The organism is Streptomyces sp. NBC_00344 (genome assembly GCF_036088315.1).
Classification (GTDB): domain Bacteria; phylum Actinomycetota; class Actinomycetes; order Streptomycetales; family Streptomycetaceae; genus Streptomyces.
On the sequence record NZ_CP107996.1, the window covers coordinates 5,350,785 to 5,375,376 of the forward strand.

Here is a 24,592-nt window from a genome sequence, read left to right on the forward strand (position 1 = left end):
GCTGACGCCGATCGGGGGCGTGTCCGAGCAGAGTCACCGCATCACACCGGCGGGCGGGGTGGGCCGAGAAGCAACCGCGGCTCACCCGCGCCCGCCAGCTCCAGCACCCACACCTCGTTCTCACCCTCCCGCAGCACCGGGCCCGGCACGTACAGCGAATCCTGCGGCCCCGCCGACCAGTAGCGGCCCAGCCCGAAGCCGTTCACCCAGACGAACCCCCGTACCCAGCCCGGCAGTTCCAGGGTGGCGTCCCCGGCGCCCCGCACCTCGAACACCCCCCGGTACAGGCCCCTCGCCCCGCTCTCCGCGGGACGGAAGGGCAGCGCCGCGACCGCCACCGCATCGTCGAGGGCATCCAGTCGCAACCCGCGGGCCCGTACCCCGTGCAGATACTGACGCTCGTGCAGCACCCCTCCGGTGATCCCCTTGGACTCACCCAGCCGCGGCCCGTAGTTGACCCGGCCCAGCGACTCCACCCACAACTCCACCGACGCCGGCCCCGCCACCGGTGCGCCCAGCCCGGTACGCACCCCGTCCACGTACAGCACCGCCACATCACGCAGACCGCGGACCGTCAGCGGATACGGCTGCCGCGGTCCCGGCACTGCGACCCGGTAGCGGACCACCCCGCGATCCACATCCAGGTCCTCGAACGTCGGCGGACGCCCCGCCTCGTGCTCCGGCCCGCCGAGCGCGTCCATCACCGCGTCCAGCGGCACCCAGTCGGACAGCCAGGCCTCCACCCGGACGCCCAGCACGGCTGGGGCCGGCGGCAGAGCAGGCGGCGGAGCGTCCAGATACTCCGCCAGGACCTCACGGAACAGCCAGAACTTCTCCGTCGGCCGCCCGTACTCGTCGACGGGCGCCCCGTAGTCGTACGACGTCACCGTCGGCTCGAGCTCACCGTCATGCAGGTCACCGGACCGGTTGGCGCCCGCCCAGCCGGCGAAGTTCGTCCCGCCGTGCGCCATGTACAGATTGACCGACGCACCGCACTCCAGGATCTCCCGCAGCGCTCCCGACGCCTCGGCGGCATCCCGCACCACGGGCTCCGAGCCCCAGTGGTCGAACCAGCCGCACCAGAACTCCATGCACATCAGCGGGCCCTTCGGACGATGGCGGCGCAGCACGGCGAAACCCTCGCGCGCGCCCGCGCCGAAGTTCGCCGTGGCCGGCACGCCGGGCACCGAACCGCCCGTCAGCATGTGGTCCTCGGGGCCGTCCGACGTGAACAGCGGCACGCTCACCCCGCGGTCACGGAGCAGGCCGGCCAGATGACGCAGATACACCTGGTCCGAGCCGTAGCTGCCGTACTCGTTCTCCACCTGCACCATGATCACCGGGCCGCCCCGGTCGATCTGCCGGGGCACCACCTCGTGCAGCAGATGATGGAACCAGCCGCCGACCGCGCGCAGATACTCCGCGTCACGGGTCCGCACCCGGTTCCCCAGCGCTCCGGTGAGCCAGTGCGGCAGCCCGCCGTTCTCCCACTCGGCGCAGATGTAGGGGCCCGGGCGCACCACCGCCCACAGCCCGGCCCGCTGCGCGGCGTCCAGGAAACGGCCGAGCGCCTGCACATCATGGAACCGGCCCTGCTGCGGCTCATGCAGATTCCACGGCACATAGGTCTCCACCGTGTTGAGCCCCATGGCCCGCAGCATCGACAGACGGTGCCCCCACTGCCCCTCGTGCACCCGGAAATAGTGCAGCGCCCCCGACAGCAGCCGGACCGGCCGGCCGTCCATCCGGAAGTCCTCGTCATCCACAGTGAAATCAGCCACGCTGCCACCCTGAAGCCTGGCGGTGGCCCGGTCCATGGACAAAGATCGACGCCCATTGGACGAAGAACGACGAGGCGGGGAGGGCGGAGAGCCGGTGTACCACACCTGGATGCGCTACTTCACGCCGAGCCCCGTGCACCACGGACTCGGCCTCGTCTGCCTGGGCGTCGGACTCCAGCACGGGACACTGCCCCCCGTCGGCCCCCGCACCCTCGACCACCACGTCGCCGTCGTCGTCGGCGCGGGCAGCGGCTGGTACACGGGCGCCGACGGACAACGCCGGACCGTCACCGCGCCCGCCCTGATCTGGATCACCCCCGGCGTCACCCACCACTACGGTGCGGACCCGGCAGCCGGCTGGGACGAATCGTTCGTCGACTTCGGCGGACCCGCCACCGCCACCTACACCGAACTCGGCTACATCGAACCCGACAGGCCGGTCGTCCCGCTCTCCGACGTCACCGCCGCCCGCTCCGCCGTTGGACGCATCGCCCGTGCAGCCCGCCGCGGCAACCCACTGCTCGAAGTGGAGACCGGGGCCGCCGTCCACGAACTCCTCGTCGCGCTGCGCCGCGCCCGCGCCGACGCCGACGGCGACCCCGTCCTCAAGGCACTCACCCGCGACGCCTTCCAGCCGCTCACCGTCGCGGAACACGCGGCCCGTCACGGAATGACACCCACCGAGCTGCGCAACGCGGTGCGGCGAGGAGCGGGCTGCAGCCCCAAGGACTATCTGCTCGGCATCCGCCTCGGCCACGCCAAGGAACTCCTCGCCGGCACCGACCTGCCGGTGGCCGCCGTCGCCCGGCGCGTCGGATACGACGACCCCGCGTACTTCTCCCGGCTGTTCACCCGCCGCGTCGGCAACCCGCCCGTCGTCTTCCGCCGTCTGCAGGGCCACACCGTCCCCGGCGGCTGGAGTGACCAGATACCGGACCCCGACGACCCTCCGACGATCACGACGTAAGCTCGACAACCATGACCGAGACAGCCCCGTCCGTACAGGCCGAACTGGACCGCCTCCGGGAGTCCATCGACAACATCGACGCCGCCGTCGTCCATATGCTCGCCGAGCGCTTCAAATGCACCCAGCAGGTCGGCCACCTCAAGGCCCAGCACCAGCTGCCCCCCGCCGACCCGGCCCGCGAAGCCCGCCAGATCGCCCGGCTGCGCAGCCTCGCCGAGAGCGCCAGACTGGACCCGGCGTTCGCCGAGAAACTGCTCAACTTCATCGTCGCGGAAGTCATCAGGCACCACGAGCGCATCGCCGAGGCGCACTGAGCCCCCGCCCGCCGGGCCGATGACCGACCACACGACCACCCACACCCTGGCCATCGGCGACGCCACCGTCGTCAAGCGATTCCGCTCCTGGGACCGGGGCGAGCCCGAGCGCGAATGGCGGGCGCTCGGCCTGCTCGCGCGGTACGCACCCGGCCTGGCACCCCGGCCACTGGCCCGGACCGCGGTGCCCCCCTCCCTCACCATGGAACGCATCCCCGGCGCCCCACTGCGCGGCAGCACCGTCGGCCCGGCCCCGGCCACCGCCCTCGCCGCGGCCCTCCACCGCCTCCACGAAGCTGTCCCGCGCACCGAGATCGACGCCCTGCCACCACGCCTCTGGAGCCCGGCCGACATCCTCGCGGCAGTACGCGGCCAGTGCGCCGCACTGGCCGCCACCCCCGGACCGCCCACCGACCCCGAGCCGTACGCCGCGGCACTCACCGCCGGCACCGCCTGGATCTCCGCACCCCGGCTGGACACCCTGGCTGCCGCCCCGCCCACGGCCCCCGTCCTCGGCTCCGCCGACGGCAACCTCGCCAACTGCCTGTGGGACGGCACCCGCATCCGCCTCGTCGACTTCGAGAGCTCGGGCAGGGGCGACCGGATCCAGGAACTCGCCGAGATCACCGAACACGTTTCGGCCTGGTCCGACAGCGACCTCGACACCGACGCGCTCATCGGGTGTTTCACCCTCACCCGAACCGACACCTCACGGCTGCGCGACCTCCGCAGACTGACCGCCCTCATGTGGCTCTGCATGCTCACCCACGACAGCCGAACCCCCCACCCGCGCAACCCCCCGGGAACAACCGGACGACAGGCGCGGCGGTTGCTGGACCTGCTCGGATGAACAGCGCGTACACCGGAACCCGGGACCCCGTGCGCGGTGTCACCGGTGTACGGCACGATGGGTTCATGTCCGTACTGACGCGCGACGAAGCGCAGAACCGAGCCCAGTTCCTCGATGTCCAGCGGTACACGATCGACCTCGATCTGACCCGGGGGGATGAACTCTTCGACTCCCGCACCGCCATTCACTTCACCGCGCACGCGGCCGGGGACACCTTCGTCGAGCTCAAGCCCGCTGAACTGCGTTCCATCACGCTCGACGGACAGCCCCTCGACCCCGAAGCGCTGACCGGCAACCGGTTCCCCCTCACCGGGCTCACCGAGGGCGCCCACGAACTCCAGGTCGACACCGCCATGCGCTACTCCCGCACCGGCGAAGGAATGCACCGTTTCACCGACCCCACGGACGGCGAAACCTACCTCTACACCCAGCTGTTCATGGAAGACGTCCAGCGGGTCTTCGCCGCATTCGACCAGCCCGACCTCAAAGCCGTCTTCGAACTCGGCGTCACCGCCCCCGAGGGCTGGAGGGTCCTCGCCAACGGCATCACCGAACACACCGGGGACGGCCACTGGCACGCCGCGCCCACCCCCCTCATCTCCACCTACCTCGTCGCCGTCGCCGCAGGCCCCTGGCACTCCGTGACCACCGAACACGCCGGGCTGCCCTTCGGTATCCACTGCCGCCGCTCCCTGGCGCCCTACCTGGAAGCCGACGCCGAGGAGATCCTCGAGATCACCCGCGCCTGCTACGACCGCTACCACCAGAAGTTCGACGAGCCCTACCCCTTCGACTCCTACGACCAGGCCTTCGTCCCCGAATTCAACGCCGGCGCCATGGAGAACCCGGGCCTGGTCACCTTCCGCGACGAGTTCATCTTCCGCTCGGCCGTCACCGACACCGAACGGCAGACCCGCGGCATGGTCATCGCCCACGAGATGGCCCACATGTGGTTCGGCGACCTCGTCACCCTCCAGTGGTGGGACGACATCTGGCTCAACGAGTCCTTCGCCGAATACATGGGCTACCAGACCCTCGCCGAAGCCACCCGCTTCACCGACACCTGGGTCGACTTCGCCATCGCCCGCAAAGCCTGGGGATACGACGCCGACCAGCGCCCCTCCACCCACCCCGTCGCCCCCGATCCCGCCGCCGTCCCCGACACCGCGTCCGCGATGCTCAACTTCGACGGCATCTCCTACGCCAAGGGCGCATCCGCACTCCGCCAGCTCGTCGCCTGGCTCGGCGAGAAGGACTTCCTGGCCGGCATCAACATCCACTTCGCACGCCACCGCTTCGGCAACGCCACCCTCGCCGACTTCATCAACAACCTCGCATCCGCAACCGACCGGGACGTCCACGGCTGGGCGGAACAGTGGCTGGCCACCACGGGCGTCGACACCCTCACCCCCAGGATCACCCAGACCGCCGGCTCCTGGTCGCTCACCGTCGACCGCGAAGGCAGCCGCCCCCACCGCATCACTGTCGGTGCCTACGACCTCGACCCCGTCGACCCGGCCCTCCTCGTACGCCGCGACCGCTTCGAAGTGGACGTCCCCGCCGGTGAAACCGCCACCACCCGCCCCGGCCGCCGCCCCGACCTGCTCCTCCTCAACGACGGCGACCTGACCTACGCCAAGGTCCGCCTGGACAGCGTGTCCCGGGACACCACGGAACGCGCGCTCTCCGGCATCCCCGACCCACTGACCCGCTCCGTCATCTGGAACGCGGCCCGCGACATGGTCCGCGACGGTGAACTGCCGCCCATCACCTACCTGGAAACCGCGGCCGCCCACCTCCCGCACGAATCCGACCTGGCCATCGTCCAGGGCGTACTGGCCTTCGCCTCCACCCACATCGCCGACCGCTACCTCCCCGCCGGCGAACGCCCCGCCGCACTCGCCACCATCGGCACGATCTGCCGCGCACTCATCCGCCGCACCGAGGACGGCCACAACCCAGGACTCCGGCTCATCGCCGTACGCCACTTCATCGACGCAGCCACCCAACCCGACGCCATCCAGGCGTGGCTCGCCGACGACAGCGTCCCCGGCGGCCCCGAACTCGACCCCGAACTGCGCTGGCGCATCCTCCAGCGCCTGGCCGTCCTCGGCGCCACCGACGAGAAGACGATCGCCGCCGAACTGGACCGCGACCTCAGCGCCTCCGGCCAGGAAGGCGCCGCCCGCTGCCGGGCCGCACTGCCGAACCCGGAAGCCAAAGCGGCGGCCTGGCACCAGCTCTTCGCCTCCGACGACCTCTCCAACTACCTCTTCAGCGCCACCGCGCAAGGCTTCTGGCAGCCGGAACAGACCGACCTCGTCGAGCAGTACACCAAGCGGTACTACGACGACGCGGCCGCCCTCGCCGACCGACGCGGACCGGCCATCGCCGAAGCCGCCGGACGCTACGCATTCCCGGCCCACGACATCACAGCCGACGCACTCGAGCGCGGCGAACGCTGCCTGCGGCAGGCAGAACTGCTCCCCGCCCTGCGCCGCAAACTCGCCGACCAGCTCGACGACCTGCGACGCGCCCTGGAAGTCCGCACCGGCTGACCTCCATAGCACCGCACCCCGCACCAACCATCCCCATGCAGAAGTCAGTACCACTTTCGGGTTGACATCGATGTGCTCCCCGGGCGCGCCGCCTGTTCCGCGTACAGGCTGGCGTCACAGCCCAACGCGCACCGAAGGACACCTGCATGAGTACGCCGCCACCCCTCGCCGGAGGGGTCGCAGGCCCCACCACCCTGCGGCCCCTCATCGGTACGGTTCTCGACGCCCTGCGGGACGGAGCCGCCGAACGGGGCGGCCCCCTCCCCGCCGGAGGACCGCACGCAGTCGCGGTAAGAGTACGAACCGCCGCCGAACCCGTACTCCCCGACACCGGCACCGGCGCCGACGAAGCACTCCGCACCCTCGTCCACATCGTCGCCGAAGGCGCCGCGGACCCAGCCGACCCCCGCTGCGCCGCCCACCTGCACTGCCCGCCGCTCGCCCTCGCCACCGCGGCCGACCTCGCCGCTTCGGCGCTGAACCCTTCCATGGACTCCTGGGACCAGGCCCCGGCCGCCTCCGAACTCGAAACGCTCGTCACCCGGGCACTGGCCGCCGAGATCTACCCCGCTGGCGACGCACTCATCACCACCGGCGGCACCGAGTCCAACCAGCTCGCCGTACTGCTCGCCCGGGAACGCCACGGCAACCTCCAGCTCGTCTGCGGCGCCAACGCCCACCACTCGCTGCACCGCGCCGCCTGGCTGCTCGGCCTCCCCGCACCGGTCACCGTCCCCGCCCCCACCGGGACCATCGACACCGCCGCACTCGACGAGACACTCACCGGACTGCACGGTCCTGTCCTCGTCGCAGCCACCGCCGGCACCACGGACACCGGACTCATCGACCCGCTCCCCGAGGTCGCCGACCTCTGCGCACACCACCACGCCGAACTCCACATCGACGCCTCCTACGGCGGACCGCTCCTCTTCAGCAACACCCACCGCAGCAAACTCACCGGCCTCGCCCGCGCCCACTCCGTAACCCTCGACCTGCACAAACTCGGCTGGCAACCCGTCGCCGCCGGCCTCCTCGCCGTCCCCTCACCCGCGGTGCTCGACACCCTCACCCACCGGGCCGACTACCTCAACGCCGACGACGACACCGAAGCCGGCCTCCCCGACCTCCTCGGACGCTCCCTGCGCACCACCCGGCGCCCCGACGTACTCAAGATCGCCGTCACCCTCCGCGCCCTCGGACGCACCGGCCTCGCCGGCCTCATCGACCGCACCTGCGCCATCGCACAGGAATTCGCCGACCTCGTCGAAACACACCCCGGCCTCGAACTCCACCAGCACCCCACCATCTCCACCGTGCTGCTGCGCCCCATCGGAGCCGACGACGAAACCGTCGCTGCCATCCGCCGCACTCTGCTCACCGAAGGCCACGCCGTACTGGGCCGGGCCCGCGCCGACGGCCGCCTCTGGCTCAAAGCCACCCTCCTCAACCCCCATGCCACCACCGGTGACCTCGAGGCCATCCTCAAACTCCTGGAAGGCAGTACGCCCCGATGACCGACCAGCAGCCCCCCGAACACCCACCGCACGACCTGGTGGGGGTCGGCATCGGGCCGTTCAACCTCTCCCTCGCCGCCCTTGCCCACCCCCTCACCGCACTCTCCACCGCCTTCTACGACCAAGGCACGGCCTTCCGCTGGCACCCCGGCCTGCTCATCGAAGACGCAACGCTCCAAGTCCCCTTCCTGGCCGACCTGGTCACACTCGCCGCGCCGGCCAGCCCCTGGTCGTTCCTCAGCTACCTCAAAGAACGCGAACGGCTCTTCCCCTTCTACTTCGCCGAGCGCTTCCACATCCGGCGCACCGAATACGACGCCTACTGCCGCTGGGTCAGCGAGAACCTGCCAGGACTCCACTTCGGCCACCAGATCGACGCCATCCGCTGGAACCCCGAACGCGCACTGTTCGAAATCGACTTCACCCAACTCGACGCCGCAGGCACAGCAGAAGCCCTGGGCCGCACCTACAGCCGCAACGTGGCCCTCGGCATCGGCACCGAGCCCCACATCCCCGAAGCACTCAAACCCCTCGCCGAAGCCCACTCCGTCCCCGTCGTCCACTCCGCCCACTACCTAGAGAACCGGGAACGGCTCATCGCCGCCGAACACATCACCGTCATCGGCTCAGGACAGTCCGGCGCCGAGATCTTCCTCGACCTGCTGCGCGCCCGCCCCCCGGGCCGCGAAAAAATCAGCTGGCTCGCCCGCACCGAGGCCTTCGCCCCCATGGAGTACTCCAAACTCGGTCTGGAGCACTTCACCCCGGACTACACCCGCTACTTCCACCAACTGCCCGAAACAGCACGCGACGCCCTCGGACCCCAGCAGTGGCAACTCCACAAAGGCATCGACACGGAGACCATCGCCGCCATCCACGAGGAGCTCTACCGACGCACCCAGCACGGCGGCTGGCCCGACGCCGTCCTCACCCCCGGAGTGACCGTCCGCACCGCCGGCCGCGTCGCCACCACCCGGGTCGAACTCCACCTGGAACACGTCCGGCAAGGCACCCGCACCCGCCTCACCACAGACGCCGTCGTCCTCGCCACCGGCTACCGGGAACGCCCCATCGACGCCCTGCTCGCCGGCCTCGACCCGTACATGCGACGCGACGCATCCGAACGCCCGCGCATCGACGACCGGTACCGGCTCGTCCTCGACCCCTCCGTCACCGGATCAGTCCACGTACAGAACGCCGAACGCCACACCCACGGTGTCGGCGCCCCCGACCTCGGACTCGCCGCCTGGCGCAGCGCCACCATCCTGAACTCGATCACGGGGACCAACCCCTACCCACTGCCCCGCCGAACCGCCTTCACCAGCTTCGGCCTCGACCGCGAACGAGCCCTGCCGCCACAGAACCACCACGACATGGTCCCCCTGGCCGAGCACACCTGAACGCACAGGGGTCCGGCTCAGCAGCACACCCCGAACCGGACCCCCGCCACCACAACCGCCTAGAAGACCGGCGTACCACCACGCGTCAGCTTCCAGTCCACCGAGGCGAACTCCGCCGGATCCACCTCACCCTTCGCCTGAAGCCAGGCGATGATCGTGTTCCGGATCTCGTCCGAATTCGCCCACAGCTGCTTCGCCGCCGCCACATGCGGGAAGTTGCCGCCCCCGCTCGCCCGGTAGTTGTTCACCGCCAGCACGAACTGCGCCGCCGGATCGATCGCCTTGCCCGCGAAGAACAGATTCACGATCCGCGAACCCGGAGCAGCCGCGATGTCGATCTCATACGTCAGACCCGAAACCGCGTCGTAGTTGTAGTCGGGCGTACCGTCGGCGTTCGTCAGCTTCGACGTGTCCACCGGACCACCAGCCGCCGTCTGCACGTAATACCGGGCCGAGAACTCCAGATACTCCCTGATCTGAGCCCCGGTCAGCAGCCGCGCCTCGAGGGTGTTCTCGAACGGATACAGCCCCGCCGCATCCTTGATCGTCACATTCCCCGCAGGAATCTGCGCCGTACGCGAGAAACACGACGCCTGCGACAGCACCGGCAGCGCCGCGTACGCGCCACCCGCCAGCGCCGCCCGCACCGTGTCCGTCTGCACCGTATTGATCAGGTCGATGATCGGCTCGTCCTTCCACGGCGCATCCGCCGTGGTCATCGCGGCCTTCGACGTCCCGATCACCTGATTGACATACGCCACAACCTTCTTGTGCTCATCCGTCAGCAGCCCGGTGATCCTCGGATCCTCCACCGCCGTATTGGAGTTGAGCACTCGCGAACCGGCGTTCTCGACCGTCCAGCGGCCCTTCTCCCACACCAGATCGAAATCGAAGACCGTCAGCCGCTCACCCCACAGCAGCGGCTCCGAAAGCACCACCTGCCGGCCGGTCTCCTTGTTCGTCACCAGGCGCTCAGGGATCTCCACATGAGCATGACCCACCAGAATCGCGTCGATCCCCGGCACCTGCTCCGCCACCAGACCCGCCGCGTTCTCCACATACGGGATCTGGTCCCCGTACGACGACGTGCCGCTCGCACCCGAGTGCGCGGACACGATCACCACATCCGCGCCCATCGAACGCAGCCGCGGCACGTACTTCGCCGCCTGCTCCTCCAGACCAGGGAACGTCATCTTCCCCTGCACATTCGCCTTGTCCCAGATGGCAATACCCGGATTCGTCAGACCCAGAATCGCCACCTTCACATCGCGGCCGTTCGGTGTGCGCAACTTCTTGATGACATACGGAGCGAACGCCGGCCGCAGCGTCTTCGCATCCAGCGCATTCGCACCGAGCAGCGGAAAATCGCACTGCTCCTCGAATTTACGCAGCACTGGAATGCCGTAGTTGAACTCGTGGTTGCCCAGCGCGGCCGCGTCATAGCCGATCACGTTCATCGCCTGCGCCATGGGGTGCACAGGACCGTGCTTCGCCGTGATGGGGTCGATCTTCGCGTAGTAGTACGCCAGCTGGGTGCCCTGGATCGTGTCACCCGCATCGATCATCAGCGTGTTGTGGCGGCCCTTCTCGGCACGGATCTCCTCCACCAACGTGGAGATCTTCGCCAGACCGACGTCGTTGTGCGCGGCGTCGTCGTACTCCTTGTCCGTGAAGTAGTCCCAGTTGAAGACATGACCATGCAGATCGGTGGTGCCCATCACCGTGAACGAGTACCGCTTCGGCGGACGCCCGTGACCCGTCCCGCGGTCATGCGCCTCCGCGGGCACAGCAGCACCCCCCGCGATCGCCACACCGGCGCCAGCGGCGGCCGACGTACCCAGGAACGTCCTTCGGTTGAGCGGCATTTCGTCTCCCTCGTCACGATGCACAACGCGCGTAGATTCTGACCCAGGAGCCACACCACGCAACACCCCCTGCGCATTTCGATCTGATGACCGGCCGCTGTCGTACCGAAGTGCCAGAGTGGAACCCATGACCGATGAAGCGTCCACACCCCAGCACACCCCAGCGGCGCCCTACGGCACCCCCGACGTCCCCCGCGTGGCCGTCCGCGGCGAAGCACGCCTCGAAGTCGACCCCGAGATCGCCCGTATCAGCATCACCGTCAGCGCCCGCGGCAAGGACCGCCGCGCCGCACTCGACGACCTCACCCGCCGCAACGCCCAACTCATCGAGCTCACCAAGACCTACGGCGCCGCCGTCGAAAAGCTCGAAACCGGCTCCTTCTCCGTCACCCCCGAACCCGCCCAGCACGGCAGAAGCGAACGTATCCGCGCTTACCACGGCCGTGTCCACGTCACCGTCGTACTCAACGACTTCACCGCACTCGGTGAACTGGCCACCCGCATCGCGGACCTGGACATGACTCGTGTCTCGGGGCCCTGGTGGTCGCTGCGCAGTGACTCACCCGCCCACGCGGAAGCCCGCCGCCAAGCGGTCCGGGAGGCCGTCAAACGAGCCCGCGAATACGCGGGCGCACTCGACGCCCGGCTCGCCGCGCTCGTGGAACTCGCCGACCTCGGCGCGGAGAACGCCGCCGCATCGGCGCCCATGCCGGCCGCACCCGGCGGTTTGCGGTCGCGGGCGGCCTACGGCGGGGCCGAATCCGAAGCCCCCGCCGCACTCGACCTCGAACCCCAGCTGCAGACCGTTTACGCGCAGGTAAATGCCCGCTTCACCATGACACCGCCGGAACTCTAGACAATTACTTCCGCTCATCAGAGCGCCCTCATGCACAATTCAACACTTGTCAATAACCTTTCACTCAAAGGATGTTGAGCAGTCATGTGCAACCAATTATCTACCCGTCGGTAAGGTTTAGGCTCGAATCATGCGCCGAGCGAAGATCGTCTGCACCCTGGGGCCCGCCACCGACTCGTACGACCAGATCAGAGCACTGGTCGACGCCGGAATGGACATCGCCCGCTTCAACCTCAGCCACGGCAGCTACGCCGAGCACGAGGCCCGCTTCCAGCGTGTACGCCAGGCATCAGAGGACAGCGGCCGCAGCGTCGGCATCCTCGCCGACCTTCAAGGTCCGAAGATCCGCCTCGGCCGCTTCGCCGAAGGTCCGGTACTCCTTGAACGCGGCGACGAATTCACCATCACCGTCGAACGCGACGTCCAGGGCGACCGCACCACCTGCGGCACCACCTACAGCGGCCTCGCCGCCGACGTCACCACCGGCGAGCGCATCCTGGTCGACGACGGCAGGGTCGCCCTGGAAGTCACCGGCGTCGTGGGCCCCCAGGTCCGCACGGTCGTCGTCGAAGGCGGCATGATCTCCGACCACAAGGGACTGAACCTCCCCGGTGTCGCCGTATCCGTCCCCGCCATGTCCGACAAGGACGCCGAGGACCTGCGCTGGGCACTACGGACCGGCGCCGACATCATCGCCCTCTCCTTCGTGCGCAGCGGACGCGACATCGAGGAGGTCCACCGCATCATGCGGGAGGAGGGGCGCACACTCCCCGTCATCGCCAAGGTGGAGAAGCCCCAGGCCGTCGAGAACATCGACGACATCGTTGCCGCCTTCGACGGCATCATGGTCGCCCGCGGCGACCTCGGCGTCGAAATGCCCCTCGAGCAGGTACCGATCGTCCAGAAGCGCGCCATCAAACTCGCCAAGCGCAACGCCAAGCCGGTCATCGTCGCCACCCAGATGCTCGACTCGATGATCGACAACTCCCGGCCCACCCGCGCCGAGGCATCCGACGTGGCCAACGCGGTCATCGACGGCACCGACGCCGTGATGCTCTCCGGCGAGACCAGCGTCGGCAAGTACCCCGTCGAGACCGTCAGGACCATGAGCCGCATCGTCGAAGCGGCCGAGGAGGACATCCTCGCCAAGGGCCTGCCCCCACTCACCGAACGTAACAAGCCGCGCACCCAGGGCGGTGCGGTCGCCCGCGCCGCCGCCGAGATGGGCGACTTCCTGGGGGCCAAACTGCTGGTCGCCTTCACCCAGTCCGGCGACACCGCCAAGCGCCTCTCCCGCTACCGCTCACCGATCCCGCTGCTGGCCTTCACCCCGGACCCGGGTACCCGCGCCCAGCTCAACCTCAGCTGGGGCGTCGAGACCTATCTGGGCCCGCACGTCGAGTCCACCGACGAGATGGTGGCGCAGGTCGACGAGCAGCTCCTGAAGGCCGGGCGCTGCAAACAGGGCGACATCGTGGTCATCACCGCCGGCTCCCCGCCCGGCGTCGCGGGCTCGACGAACCTGGTCCGGGTGCACCACGTGGGCGAGGACGACTCGCCGAAGTAGGTGGCACGGAACGCAGTGGGCCCCTCCGGCGAGGGGCCCTTTTCGCGGCTCACGAAGCTTCGCGGCTCAGAACTTGGGGCCCACGTGTGCGTCCATGAGCGCGACGGATGCGCGTCTGGCGACGGAGACGTTTCGTGCCGTGCGGGTGTTCCGGGCGGCCCTCCACTCGACTCCCAGTCTGTCGAGCGTGTCGGTGAAGAGCCGCAGAATGTCCACGGACGAGTTGGTGAAGAAGTAGCGCGGGTACTCGTAGCGCTTGGATTCGCCACCACTGATGCGAGTGGTCCAATTGGTGATCCGGCATCCATCGCTGTGGATGAGCCCGCGCACGAACTCCCACGGATGGGTATCAATCACGGTTTGCTGCCAGGACTCAAGCGTGATCGGTCGCTCATGCTTCTTCCCCGGGCCGTGCTGCGGGAAGAGGCATGGCCAGTGGCGGCTGTAACTGTTGACCGATACGCAGCCCTGCCGTTGAAGCACGGAGATGGAGTCCCCCGGGCAAACGGCCATGACGGCCTCGCGGCACTTGTCGATAAGGCCTGGCCAGTTGTCGTCGCACACGATGCGCAGGTAGAAGCCGCCCCTTGGATGCGGGCTGACGCAGCCGTCACCCAAGTAGAGGCCGAGTAGATAGGCGTATGCGGCTGCGTCGTCGGGGAGGCGTGGTGAAGGCAGGCACCTCGGGCACGGTGACGCTTCGCCGGGGAGCAGGCGCAGTGGCTCTATTCGGCTCCGCCACTCGCGGATCGCGGCCCGGGATATGCCGGTTCGCTGACTGGCGGAGTTGAGGCTGCAGCCTTGCGCGATGAGTGCGAGCGCCCGTTTGCGTGTCTCCACGTCGTACATGTGCCTGATCTTGACGAGACGTGGGCGGCATGAGTGGGAGACGGCGGTGTGGTCACTCGGTTTCGTGAATTTCTGCGATTCCCCAGTGACCTTGCAATCTAAGGAAAAGTGCCCCGAGTCGGATTCGAACCGACACTGGATGGGTTTTGAATCCATTGTCTCTAGCCATTGGACTACCGGGGCCCACTGAATCGAAGGTTTCCTTCGACCCGCTGCGCACTCACCATACCGTAGCTGGGTAGGCTCTTGGGAGCTGCATCTGCCCCGCCACGAGGAGTCCCGTGACCGCCCCCGAGTCGCCCCAGCCCGTCGCCGACGACGACAAGTCGCACGTCCCGCCGCTGACGACCCGTGTCGTCATCGCCGAGGACGAGGCGCTGATCCGCCTCGACCTCAAGGAGATGCTCGAAGAAGAGGGCTACGCGGTCGTCGGCGAAGCCGGTGACGGTCAGCGGGCCGTCGAGCTGGCCCGCGAGCACAAGCCGGACCTGGTGATCCTCGACGTGAAGATGCCGGTCCTCGACGGGATCTCGGCCGCGGAGAAGATCACCGAGGAGTCCATCGCGCCCGTCCTGATGCTCACCGCGTTCTCGCAGCGTGACCTCGTGGAGCGGGCCAGGGACGCCGGCGCGATGGCGTATCTGGTGAAGCCGTTCTCCAAGAGCGATGTGGTGCCGGCCATCGAGATGGCCGTGTCGCGGTTCACCGAGCTGAAGGCCCTGGAGCAGGAGGTCGCGGACCTCTCGCTGCGGCTGGAGACCCGGAAGCTGGTGGACCGGGCGAAGTCGGTGCTGCAGACGCAGTACGGGCTGAGCGAGCCGGCCGCGTTCCGGTGGATCCAGAAGACGTCGATGGACCGGCGGATGTCGATGCAGCAGGTCGCCGAGGCGGTCATCGAGGACGGCGAGGAGAAGAAGGCCGCGAAGAGCCAGCAGGACGGTTAGGGCAACGCGAAGGGCCCGCACCGTCGTCGCACGGTGCGGGCCCTTCGCGTGTACGTACCGCGTCAGTCCTCGCCGAGGTACGCCTTGCGGACCGACTCGTCGTGCAGCAGGTCCTGGCCGTTGCCGGAGAGAGAGATCTTGCCGATCTCCATGACGTAGCCGTGGTCGGCCAGGGACAGCGCCGCCTGTGCGTTCTGTTCGACGAGCAGGATCGTCATGCCCTGGGACTTGAGCTCGACGATCGTCTCCATGATCTTCTGCATCATGATCGGGGAGAGCCCCATCGACGGCTCGTCGAGCATCAGCAGCTTGGGCTGGGACATCAGCGCGCGCCCCATGGCGAGCATCTGCTGTTCGCCGCCGGAGAGGGTGCCCGCCGCCTGCTTCCTTCGTTCTCCCAGGATGGGGAAGAGGTCGTAGGCGCGTTGGATGTCCTTCTCGATGCCCTCCTTGTCGTCCCTGAGGAACGCTCCGAGCTGGAGATTCTCGAAGATCGAGAGGCGCGGGAAGATGTGCCGGCCCTCGGGGGAGTGGGCCATCCCCAGCGCGACGATCTTGTGAGCGGGGATGCCGCTCAGCGGTTTTCCGTCGAAGGTGATGGTGCCGCCGGCGGGTTTGATCAGCCCTGAGAGGGTGCGCAGGGTGGTGGTCTTGCCGGCGCCGTTGGTGCCGATCAGGGTGACGACCTGACCGGCCTCGACGCTGAAGGAGATGCCCTTGACGGCTTCGATCTTGCCGTAGGCGACCCTGAGGTCCTCGACCTCGAGGAGAGCGGTCACTTGCTGTCTCCTTCGGTGCTGGTGGAGCTGGTGGTGCTGGTGGTGCTGGTGGTGCTGTCGGCCGCGGCGACCGCTTCCGCTGCCTCGACCTCCGCGACCTCTTCGTCGCCGGGGGCGCCTTCGAAAGGCGTACCGAGATAGGCGGCGATGACACGTTCGTCGCCCTGGACGACCTCGGACGTGCCCTCGACGAGCTTTTCGCCCTGGACGAGGACGGCGACCCGGTCGCACAGGTTGAAGATGAAGCGCATGTCGTGCTCGATGACGAGGACGGCGATGCCCTGATCGCGGATGGCGAAGACGAGTTCCTCGGTGGCGCGGGTCTCCTGCGGGTTCATGCCGGCGGTGGGCTCGTCCAGGAGGAGCAGGCCGGGTTCGCTGGCGAGGGCGCGGGCGATCTCGAGCTTGCGCTGCTCGCCGTAGGGGAGGTTGCGCGCGAGGTGGTCGGCCTTGTGGGCGAGGCCGATGAACTCCAGGAGTTCGGTGGCGCGTTCGCGTGACCTGGCTTCTGCCTTGTGGAAGCCGGGGCCGCGCAGGATGGCGGACCAGAGGCCTTCCTTGGTCCTGGTGTGGCGTCCGACGAGGACGTTTTCCAGGACGGTCATGTTGGCGAAGAGCCGGATGTTCTGGAAGGTGCGGGCGATGCCTGCCTTGGTGACCAGGTGCGGTTTCGGCGGCAGGACGGTGCCCTTGTAGCTGACCTTGCCCTCGGTGGGGACGTAGAGACCGGTGAGGCAGTTGAAGAAGGTGGTCTTGCCGGCGCCGTTGGGGCCGATGAGACCGACGATTTCTCCCGCGTTGACGGTGAGGTCGACGTCGCGTACGGCCGTGAGGCCGCCGAAGCGCATGATGACGCCTTCGGCCTGGAGCACGGGGGTGCCGGTGGCTTCCGGGGCCTGTGCGATGGTTTCGGTGGTCATGTCGTTCCTCACGCCCCTGCCTTGCTGACCGGGACGGTGTCGTCGCCGAGTACGCGCTGTTCCGGGAGGGCGGCGTTGTCGTCGTCCTCGTGGAATTCCAGCTGGCGCCGGCGGTTGGCGATGACGCCTTCCGGGCGGAAGCGCATCAGCAGGACGAGCGCGATACCGAAGGCGAGGAGCTCGTACTGCTTGAGGAAGCCGAGCTTCTCGGGGATGAGGTAGAGGAAGGTCGCGCCGAGGAGCGGGCCGCCGACGGTGCCCATGCCGCCGAGTACCACGGCGGCGAGCAGGAAGGCGGAGTTGGGCGGGGCCGCTCCGGCGAACTGGTACGGGGCGGGTGTGACGCTGTAGGTCACGTGGGCGCTGACCGTGCCCGCGAGGCCGGCGAGGGTGGCGCCGAGGGCGAAGGCGATGAGCTTGACCCGGAAGCCGTTGATGCCCATGGCCGTGGCTGCGGTCTCGTCCTCGCGGATGGCGATCCAGGAACGGCCGATGCGGGAGTCCGCGGCGCGGTTGAAGACCAGGACGACGAGTCCGGTGATGACGAGCATCAGCAGGAAGTAGTTGGCGAAGCGGCCGAGCGTGAAGCCTGCTACGTCGTGGGACGCCCCGAGGTTGAACCCGAAGAGTTCGAGGTCGGGGATGGAGGGGATGCCGTTGGGGCCGTTGGTGATGTCGGGTCCCGATGAGCCGTCCATGCTGTTGACGGCGATGCGGAAGATCTCTCCGAAGCCCAGGGTGACGATGGCGAGGTAGTCGCCGCGCAGTCGCAGGGTCGGTGCGCCGATGAGGACGCCGAAGACCAGTGAGGCGCACATTCCGGTGAGGGCGGCGGCCCAGAAGGGGAACTGGACGCCGGAGAAGGTGGAGAACTCGGAGCCGGACACGAGGGCGGCGGCGTAGGCGCCGACGCCGAGGAAGGCGACGTATCCGAGGTCGAGGAGTCCGGTGAGGCCGACGACGATGTTGAGGCCGAGGGCGACGGTGGCGAAGATGAGGATGTTGACGCCGAGGTTGGCGTTGTGGTCCTCGCTCTGGGTGAACGGGAAGATCGCTGCGGCGAGGAAGGCCATGGAGGTGGCGAATCCCTTGTGCCGTGCGTTGAGTTCGGAGAAGCGGTCGGCGAGTCCCGCGCCGACGAGCGCCCAGGCGATGAAGATGACGAGCAGGACGAAGGCGATGAAGACTTCGGGCTGTTCGTCGGGGACGCCGATGCCGTAGGTGAAGACGAGCAGGGCGAGTGCGGTGCAGGCGGTGACCACGATGCGCTGGGCCCAGGCGGGGAGCCGGCGGGCGGCGGGGATGTGGTCGGCCTTGGTGAAGTAGTCCTTCATGGCCGGGCCGGGCCGGGGGAGTGCGAGGGCGCCGGCAACCGAGATTGCGGAGCCGACGGCGGCGATCCAGCCACCCGGGTCAAGGTTGACGAGTCCGCCGAGTTCGAAGGCGATGGCGAGTACGACGTACCAGACGACCGCGAAGGTGGCGAGGGCGGAGAGGAACACCGGGGTGGTGGCGACGCTGGGGTTGAGCCAGCGCAGTCCGCGGATCTGGAGGTGGCTGAGGGCGAAGAGCAGGGTGACGACCGCTGCGATGACCGCGAGGAACTGGAGGCCCGAGGGGTCGCCGGAGTAGGTGAGGTCGTCGGCGAAGTCGCTGTCCCAGGTCCAGGAGAGGAAGGCGCTGACGATGGTGATGACGGCGCCGGCTGCGGTGAGGGCGCGGGCCGCGGTGAGGGGGAGCGGGATCAGCGGGCTGTTCCCGGGGGTCTCTGTGGTGTCTTTGGTGATCATGCCGGTCACGCCCTGTCCGCGACGCGTTCGCCCAGGAGGCCTTGTGGTCGTAGCAGCAGTACGAGGATCAGCAGGACGAATGCCCAGACTGCGGACCATGCCTGGCCGCCGAGCTGCTGCATGCCGGGGACCTGGTCGATGTAGGCGGTCGCCATGACTTCGGCGACGCCGAGGACGAGGCCGCCGAGCATGGCGCCGTAGATGTTGCCGATGCCGCCGAGCACGGCTGCGGTGAAGGCCTTGAGGCCCGCCTGGAAGCCCATGCTGTAGTCGACGTTGTGCACCTTGAACCCGTAGGCGACACCGGCCACTGCTGCGAAGAGGCCGCCGATCGCGAAGGCGATCACGATGATGCGGTTGGTGTCGATGCCCATGAGCTGTGCGGTGTCCGGGTCCTGCGCGGTGGCCTGCATGGCGCGGCCGGTGCGGGAGGTGCGGACGAAGAAGGCGAGGGCGGCCATGCAGAGAGGGGCCGCGATGATGAGGAAGAGGTCGGCGCTCTGGATGTCGATCGAGCCGAGGTGGTAGGGCCCGCCCGGAAGCTCGGGGAAGGGCCGGGCGTTCTCGGCGTCGGGGTACCAGTTGAAGACGGCTTGCTGGAGGGCGAGGGAGAGGCCGATGGCGGTGATCAGTGGCGCGAGGCGCGGTGCGCCTCGTAGGGGCCGGTAGGCGAAGCGTTCGGCTCCTACGGCGACGAGGACGGCGACGATGCCGCCGCCTATGAGCATGGCCGGGAGGGCTATCCACATCGAGGTGCCGTCGGGCAGCACGTAGAAGTAGACGGTCAGGGCGCCGAAGCCGCCGGTCATGAAGATCTCGCCGTGGGCGAAGTTGATGAGCTGGACGATGCCGTACACCATCGTGTAGCCGATGGCGATCAGCCCGTACATCGAGCCGAGGAACAGCCCGTTGGCCAGCTGTTGCGGCAGGGAGTTCACCGCATGGCCTCCATGTGGGTGGGATGTGAGCGAGGGGAGACGGCGGGCCGCGCGGGGACTGGTGGTCGTGGCCGCGCGGCCCTGTGTACTGCGGTGTGTTACCGGTCAGCCGGCGTTGTAGGTGCCGCTCTTGACGGCCTTCCAGGCGCCGTTCTTGACCTGGTAGACGGTGAGCTGCTTGTTGGTGGTGTCGCCGTACTGGTCGAAGGAGACGTGGCCGGCGATGCCGTCGAAGTCGGTCTTCTGGACGGCGGCGACGATCTGCTGGCGGGCGTCGGTGGGAATCTTGCCGTCCTTCACGACGGCGCCGACGGCCTTGATGATCGCGGTGGCGGCGTCGTAGGAGTAGCCGCCGTAGGTGCCGTAGTCGCCGGTGTACTTGGCGGCCTTGTACTTGGTGATGAAGTCCTTGGCGGCGGGCAGGGTGTCGACCGGGACGCCGACCGAGGTGGCGAGGTCGCCCTCGGCTGCCTTGCCCGCGGTCTTGATGTAGGTCGGGGTGAACATGCCGTCACCGCCCATGAGGGGGATGTTGGCGCCCGCGGACTTGAGCTGCTTGGTGATGATCTGCGACTCGTCGTACTGGCCGCCGTAGTACAGGATGTCGGCGCCGGAGTTCTTGATCTTGGTGACGAGGGTGGAGAAGTCCTTGTCGCCGGTGTTGACGTGGTCCTGGCCCGCGAGCTTGCCGCCGGCCTTGAGGAAGTTCGACTTGAAGAGACCGGCCAGGCCCGCGCCGTAGGTCTGCTTGTCGTCGACGACGAAGACCTTCTTCTTCTTGAGGGTCTCCGCGGCGTACTGGGCTGCGAAGCCGCCCTGGAGGGCGTCGGTGGTCGCGGTGCGGAAGTACGTGTCGTACTGGCGCTTCTTCGCGGTCTGCCAGTTCTTGCCCTGGGTGAGCTCGGGGGCGGTGTTGGACGGCGAGATCTGGACCAGCTTGGCGGTGGCGAAGACCTGCTGCATGGTCTGTGCGACGCCCGAGTTCAGCGGGCCGACGACGCCGAGGACGTCCTTGTTGGCGACGAGCGCGGAGGCGTTCTGCTGGCCGGTCGGCGGCAGCGCCTTGTCGTCGAGCGCCTTGACGGAGAAGTGCACGCCGGGGACGGTGTTGTTCTTGTTGGCGTCGTCGACGGCGACCTTGACGCCGCCCTGAATTCCGAGGCCGGTTGCGGAGTTGGCCCCGGTCAGGGGCGCGTCCACACCGATGACGACCTCGGTCTTCTGGTCACCACTGTTCTTCTTGTCGTTGTTGTCGCGCGAACCGCAGGCGGTGAGTGTGAGTGCCCCGGTGGTCAGCACGGTGGTGAGAATGAGCAAGGAACGCTGTCGCACGATAAGTCCTCTCCCTGGCGCCGACGCCTCTGCTGAGGCGCCGAAGGTCTCGCCGGGCCGTACTGGGGTGATTCAGAGCCGTGCTGCAGACGCGCCCGGCGGCGCGGTGACTGGCCGTGACTCTAAGCGCAGGTGGTGGAGGTGTGGACCGGTGAAGGTCAGGATGTGACTGTCTTGTTATGCCCGGAGGGAGGGAGTACGGGCGCAGTGCGGACAGTTGGGAGATAAGCAGTCACCATCTATTTGCCCACATGGTGAGAACGCGCAGTTCCGCTAAGGGGCTACAGGCGATCTTGGTCCTGTCGGTGTGCGACGGCCCGGTGGAGCCGCGACGCCGCCACCGGTGTGGACACGGGGGGCGTCGCGGACTCGTACCCGCATTGCGGTTTTGTTACCCAGCGTAACGGCTGAGTGGTCCGGGGGCTTCCGGAGTGACGGCGTCCGGCTGTCCCGGAGCTTGTGGCGCAAGGGGACGGGCCGTGTGGGAACTGTGTGGTGTGTGTGTCGGGAGGGGGGTTGCCGGGTCAGCCGGTGGGGGCCTCGGGAGTGACGTCCCGCAGCAGGCAGGTCAGCCGGGCCGTGCAGACGCGCTTGTCCTGTTCGTCGGTGATGACGATCTCGTAGGTGGCGGTGGAGCGGCCCCGGTGGACGGGGGTCGCCACCCCGGTGACCAGGCCCTTGCGGGCGCCGCGGTGATGGGTGCAGTTGAGGTCCACGCCGACGGCGACCTTTGAGGGGCCGCCGTGCAGCATCGAGCCGATGGAGCCGAGGGTCTCGGCGAGTACGGCGGATGCACCGCCGTGCAGCAGACCGTAGGGCTGGGTGTTTCCTTCGACCGGCATGGTGCCGACGACGCGGTCGGCGGCCGCTTCGGTGATCCGTACGTCCATGCGCTCGCCGAGGTGGCCGGCGGAGAACAGCCCCGGCAGGTCCACGCCGAGTGCGGCGTATTCGTCGATGACCTCTTGCGGGAACTTCACGGTGGTCTGCTCGCCCATGGGGCCGGCTCCGATCGTCGTGGCGTCGTGGATGGTGCCTCAGGCGTGTGACTTAAGCAAACGCTTAGGCGGTGGGAGATTGTTCCAGACGGACGACCACGGACTTGCTCACGGGGGTGTTGCTGACGTCGGCTGTCGCATCCAGCGGGACCAGGACGTTCGTTTCCGGGTAGTACGCGGCGGCGCAGCCGCGGGCGGTGGGATAGTGCACCACCCGGAAGCCGGGGGCGCGTCGTTCCACGCCGTCCTTCCACTCGCTGACGAGGTCGGTGTACGAGCCGTCGGCGAGGCCGAGCTCGCGGGCGTCGTCGGGGTTGACCAGCACCACACGGCGGCCGCCCCTGATGCCGCGGTAGCGGTCGTCGAGGCCGTAGATCGTGGTGTTGTACTGGTCGTGGGAGCGCATGGTCTGGAGCAGTAGCCTGCCGTCGGGGAGTTTCGGGTATTCGACGGGCGCGGCGGTGAAGTTGGCCTTGCCGGTGGCGGTGGGGAACCGGCGCTCGTCGCGCGGGGCGTGCGGCAGGGAGAATCCGCCGGGGGCGGCGACGCGGGTGTTGAAGTCCTCGAAGCCGGGGACGACGCGGGAGATCCGGTCGCGGATGGCGGCGTAGTCGTTCTCGAACTCCTCCCAGTCGACCGGGGACTGTCCGCCGAACAGGGCGCGGGCCAGCCGGGCGACGATCGCCGGTTCGGAGAGCAGGTGGGGGCTTGCGGGGGCGAGGTTGCCCCGGGACGCGTGGACGAGCCCCATGGAGTCCTCGACGGTCACGAACTGCTTGCCGCTCGCCTGGATGTCCTTGTCGGTGCGTCCCAGGGTGGGCAGGATCAGCGCGCGGCGGCCGGTGACGGCGTGCGAGCGGTTGAGTTTGGTCGAGACGTGCACGGTGAGGGAGGCCCGGCGCATCGCGGCCTCGGTGACGTCGGTGTCGGGGCTCGCGCCGACGAAGTTGCCGCCCATCGCGAAGAAGACCTTGGCCCTGCCGTCGCGCAGTGCCTCTATGGCCCGTACGACGTCGAAGCCGTGGTGGCGGGGCGAGGTGATCCCGAATTCCTTGTCCAGGGCGTCGAGGAAGGCGGCGGCGGGACGCTCGAAGATGCCCATGGTGCGGTCGCCCTGGACGTTGGAGTGCCCGCGGACCGGGCAGACGCCGGCGCCGGGGCGGCCGATGTTGCCGCGCAGCAGCAGGAAGTTGACGACCTCGCGGATCGTCGGTACGGCGTGCTTGTGCTGGGTCAGGCCCATGGCCCAGCAGACGATGGTGCGCCTGGAGGCGAGGATCATCGTGAGGGCCTGCTCGATGTCCTCGCGGCTGAGGCCGGTCGCGGTGAGTGTGCCCGCCCAGTCGGCTTCGCGCGCGGTGGCGGCGAACTCCTCGTAGCCGTGGGTGTGCTCGCGTACGAAGAGCTCGTCGGTCGCGCCGTCGGTCTCGATGATCAGTTTGTTCAGCAACCTGAAGAGGGCCTGGTCACCGCCGATGCGGATCTGCAGGAAGAGGTCGGTCAGTGCGGCGCCCCTGACCATGCCCTGGGGGGTCTGGGGGTTCTTGAAGCGCTCCAGGCCGGCTTCGGGCAGCGGGTTGATCGCGATGATCTTCGCGCCTGCCGCTTTCGCCTTCTCCAGTGCGGAGAGCATCCGGGGGTGGTTGGTGCCCGGATTCTGTCCTGCGACGATGATCAGATCGGCCTGGTGCACGTCGTCGAGGGACACACTGCCCTTGCCGACGCCGATCGTCTCGGCCAGGGCGGAGCCGGACGATTCGTGGCACATGTTGGAGCAGTCGGGCAGGTTGTTCGTGCCGAAGGTGCGGGCGAGGAGCTGCAGCAGGAAGGCTGCTTCGTTGCTGGTACGGCCCGAGGTGTAGAAGAGCGCTTCGTCGGGGGACCCGAGAGCACGGAGCTCCTCGGCGATCACCTCGAAGGCGTGTTCCCAGGTGACGGGTTCGTAGTGGTCGCCGCCCGCGGGCAGCAGCATCGGCTGGGTGATGCGGCCCTGCTGTCCGAGCCAGTAGCCGCTGCGAGAAGCCAGGTCGGTGACGGAGTGCGCCGCGAAGAAGCCGGGGGTGACACGGCGCAGTGTCGCCTCCTCGGCGACGGCCTTCGCGCCGTTCTCGCAGAATTCCGCCGTGTGCCGTTTGTCGCCCTCCGGCCAGGCACAGCCCGGGCAGTCGAAGCCGTCCTTCTGGTTGACCTTGAGCAGGGTGCGGGCGGTGCGTGCCACGCCCATCTGCTGCTGGGCGATCCGCAGGGTGTGGCGGATGGCGGGGAGGCCTGCGGCGGCGTGCTGGGGGGCCGCGACCTGCGGCGCGTCCTGAACCGGGTCACCTGCGGGCGGCTTGGCAGCCATGACGCTCCCCTTCGGGCGGACGGATC

At 68.5% G+C, this 24,592-nt stretch carries 19 protein-coding genes and 1 tRNA gene; 9 read left to right on the forward strand and 11 right to left on the reverse strand.

The window, feature by feature from the left end; genetic code table 11:
- Window positions 1-41: 41 nt before the first annotated feature.
- Complete coding sequence (locus OHS16_RS24150) at window positions 42-1,781, reverse strand: glycoside hydrolase family 35 protein (protein WP_328539337.1); 1,740 nt, start codon at window positions 1,779-1,781, stop codon at window positions 42-44.
- 94 nt (window positions 1,782-1,875) lie between these two features.
- Here OHS16_RS24150 and OHS16_RS24155 point away from each other — a divergent pair, with 94 nt between their 5' ends.
- The 6 genes from OHS16_RS24155 to OHS16_RS24180 all read left to right on the forward strand — a co-directional run bounded on the left by OHS16_RS24155 (window position 1,876) and on the right by OHS16_RS24180 (window position 9,384).
- Window positions 1,876-2,748, forward strand: a complete 873-nt coding sequence (locus OHS16_RS24155) for a helix-turn-helix domain-containing protein (protein ID WP_328539338.1) — start codon at window positions 1,876-1,878, stop codon at window positions 2,746-2,748.
- A gap of 11 nt (window positions 2,749-2,759) precedes the next feature.
- Complete coding sequence (locus OHS16_RS24160; RefSeq protein ID WP_328539339.1) at window positions 2,760-3,062, forward strand: chorismate mutase; 303 nt, start codon at window positions 2,760-2,762, stop codon at window positions 3,060-3,062.
- Window positions 3,063-3,081: 19 nt separating this feature from the next.
- Window positions 3,082-3,912, forward strand: a complete 831-nt coding sequence (locus OHS16_RS24165; RefSeq protein ID WP_328539340.1) for a phosphotransferase — start codon at window positions 3,082-3,084, stop codon at window positions 3,910-3,912.
- Between the two features lie 65 nt (window positions 3,913-3,977).
- Window positions 3,978-6,470, forward strand: coding sequence for an aminopeptidase N (gene pepN, locus OHS16_RS24170; protein ID WP_328539341.1), 2,493 nt, complete (start codon window positions 3,978-3,980; stop codon window positions 6,468-6,470).
- Between the two features lie 146 nt (window positions 6,471-6,616).
- Window positions 6,617-7,984 (forward strand): pyridoxal phosphate-dependent decarboxylase family protein, encoded by a 1,368-nt coding sequence (locus OHS16_RS24175; protein ID WP_328539342.1) that lies wholly within the window; start codon window positions 6,617-6,619, stop codon window positions 7,982-7,984.
- Window positions 7,981-9,384 carry a lysine N(6)-hydroxylase/L-ornithine N(5)-oxygenase family protein gene (locus OHS16_RS24180; RefSeq protein WP_328539343.1) on the forward strand — a complete coding sequence of 468 codons (1,404 nt, stop codon included), beginning with the start codon at window positions 7,981-7,983 and terminating at the stop codon, window positions 9,382-9,384. Before OHS16_RS24175 ends, OHS16_RS24180 begins: the two co-directional genes overlap by 4 nt.
- A 59-nt stretch (window positions 9,385-9,443) precedes the next feature.
- Here OHS16_RS24180 and OHS16_RS24185 read toward each other — a convergent pair whose 3' ends face one another.
- Window positions 9,444-11,249, reverse strand: coding sequence for a bifunctional metallophosphatase/5'-nucleotidase (locus tag OHS16_RS24185; protein WP_328539344.1), 1,806 nt, complete (start codon window positions 11,247-11,249; stop codon window positions 9,444-9,446).
- 127 nt (window positions 11,250-11,376) lie between these two features.
- Between OHS16_RS24185 and OHS16_RS24190 the strand changes: the two genes are divergently transcribed.
- Together OHS16_RS24190 and pyk are read left to right on the forward strand one after the other, a co-directional pair.
- A complete protein-coding gene (locus tag OHS16_RS24190; RefSeq protein WP_328539345.1) occupies window positions 11,377-12,105 on the forward strand; it encodes an SIMPL domain-containing protein in 729 nt (242 codons plus the stop codon).
- Between the two features lie 130 nt (window positions 12,106-12,235).
- Window positions 12,236-13,672, forward strand: coding sequence for a pyruvate kinase (gene pyk, locus OHS16_RS24195; protein WP_328539346.1), 1,437 nt, complete (start codon window positions 12,236-12,238; stop codon window positions 13,670-13,672).
- A gap of 66 nt (window positions 13,673-13,738) precedes the next feature.
- Here the strand turns inward: pyk and OHS16_RS24200 are convergent, their stop codons facing one another.
- Window positions 13,739-14,521 (reverse strand): transcriptional regulator, encoded by a 783-nt coding sequence (locus OHS16_RS24200; RefSeq protein WP_328539347.1) that lies wholly within the window; start codon window positions 14,519-14,521, stop codon window positions 13,739-13,741.
- A gap of 109 nt (window positions 14,522-14,630) precedes the next feature.
- Window positions 14,631-14,704: transfer RNA gene (locus tag OHS16_RS24205), tRNA-Leu, on the reverse strand.
- Between the two features lie 98 nt (window positions 14,705-14,802).
- On the opposite strand from OHS16_RS24205, the gene OHS16_RS24210 reads away from it, so the two are divergent.
- On the forward strand, window positions 14,803-15,465 hold the full coding sequence (locus tag OHS16_RS24210; protein WP_328539348.1) for an ANTAR domain-containing response regulator: 663 nt from the start codon (window positions 14,803-14,805) through the stop codon (window positions 15,463-15,465).
- A gap of 62 nt (window positions 15,466-15,527) precedes the next feature.
- On the opposite strand, the gene OHS16_RS24215 is transcribed toward OHS16_RS24210, so the two are convergent.
- From OHS16_RS24215 to OHS16_RS24245, 7 genes are all read right to left on the reverse strand, one after another.
- Window positions 15,528-16,244 (reverse strand): ABC transporter ATP-binding protein, encoded by a 717-nt coding sequence (locus OHS16_RS24215; protein WP_328539349.1) that lies wholly within the window; start codon window positions 16,242-16,244, stop codon window positions 15,528-15,530.
- The gene (locus OHS16_RS24220; RefSeq protein ID WP_328539350.1) at window positions 16,241-17,164 is read right to left on the reverse strand and encodes an ABC transporter ATP-binding protein; all 924 of its coding nucleotides are present in this window, start codon (window positions 17,162-17,164) and stop codon (window positions 16,241-16,243) included. The genes OHS16_RS24215 and OHS16_RS24220 overlap by 4 nt, the downstream gene beginning before the upstream one ends.
- A gap of 8 nt (window positions 17,165-17,172) precedes the next feature.
- Window positions 17,173-18,954 carry a branched-chain amino acid ABC transporter permease gene (locus OHS16_RS24225; protein WP_328539351.1) on the reverse strand — a complete coding sequence of 594 codons (1,782 nt, stop codon included), beginning with the start codon at window positions 18,952-18,954 and terminating at the stop codon, window positions 17,173-17,175.
- Window positions 18,955-18,959: 5 nt separating this feature from the next.
- Window positions 18,960-19,892: a branched-chain amino acid ABC transporter permease gene (locus OHS16_RS24230; RefSeq protein WP_328539352.1), complete on the reverse strand. Its 933-nt coding sequence runs from the start codon at window positions 19,890-19,892 to the stop codon at window positions 18,960-18,962.
- Between the two features lie 105 nt (window positions 19,893-19,997).
- On the reverse strand, window positions 19,998-21,224 hold the full coding sequence (locus OHS16_RS24235; protein WP_328539353.1) for a branched-chain amino acid ABC transporter substrate-binding protein: 1,227 nt from the start codon (window positions 21,222-21,224) through the stop codon (window positions 19,998-20,000).
- A gap of 524 nt (window positions 21,225-21,748) precedes the next feature.
- A complete protein-coding gene (locus OHS16_RS24240) occupies window positions 21,749-22,222 on the reverse strand; it encodes a PaaI family thioesterase (RefSeq protein ID WP_328539354.1) in 474 nt (157 codons plus the stop codon).
- A 64-nt stretch (window positions 22,223-22,286) separates the two neighbouring features.
- The gene (locus OHS16_RS24245; protein ID WP_328539355.1) at window positions 22,287-24,566 is read right to left on the reverse strand and encodes an FdhF/YdeP family oxidoreductase; all 2,280 of its coding nucleotides are present in this window, start codon (window positions 24,564-24,566) and stop codon (window positions 22,287-22,289) included.
- Between the last annotated feature and the right edge of the window lie 26 nt (window positions 24,567-24,592).

Coding starts and splice junctions, on each gene's coding strand:
- OHS16_RS24185 (WP_328539344.1), bottom strand. CDS start 11,249: ATGCCGCTCAACCGAAGGACGTTCCTGGGTACGTCGGCCGCCGCTGGC.
- pepN (WP_328539341.1), top strand. CDS start 3,978: ATGTCCGTACTGACGCGCGACGAAGCGCAGAACCGAGCCCAGTTCCTC.
- OHS16_RS24200 (WP_328539347.1), bottom strand. CDS start 14,521: ATGTACGACGTGGAGACACGCAAACGGGCGCTCGCACTCATCGCGCAA.
- OHS16_RS24240 (WP_328539354.1), bottom strand. CDS start 22,222: ATGGGCGAGCAGACCACCGTGAAGTTCCCGCAAGAGGTCATCGACGAA.
- OHS16_RS24175 (WP_328539342.1), top strand. CDS start 6,617: ATGAGTACGCCGCCACCCCTCGCCGGAGGGGTCGCAGGCCCCACCACC.
- pyk (WP_328539346.1), top strand. CDS start 12,236: ATGCGCCGAGCGAAGATCGTCTGCACCCTGGGGCCCGCCACCGACTCG.
- OHS16_RS24165 (WP_328539340.1), top strand. CDS start 3,082: ATGACCGACCACACGACCACCCACACCCTGGCCATCGGCGACGCCACC.
- OHS16_RS24245 (WP_328539355.1), bottom strand. CDS start 24,566: ATGGCTGCCAAGCCGCCCGCAGGTGACCCGGTTCAGGACGCGCCGCAG.
- OHS16_RS24220 (WP_328539350.1), bottom strand. CDS start 17,164: ATGACCACCGAAACCATCGCACAGGCCCCGGAAGCCACCGGCACCCCC.
- OHS16_RS24190 (WP_328539345.1), top strand. CDS start 11,377: ATGACCGATGAAGCGTCCACACCCCAGCACACCCCAGCGGCGCCCTAC.
- OHS16_RS24160 (WP_328539339.1), top strand. CDS start 2,760: ATGACCGAGACAGCCCCGTCCGTACAGGCCGAACTGGACCGCCTCCGG.
- OHS16_RS24225 (WP_328539351.1), bottom strand. CDS start 18,954: ATGATCACCAAAGACACCACAGAGACCCCCGGGAACAGCCCGCTGATC.
- OHS16_RS24180 (WP_328539343.1), top strand. CDS start 7,981: ATGACCGACCAGCAGCCCCCCGAACACCCACCGCACGACCTGGTGGGG.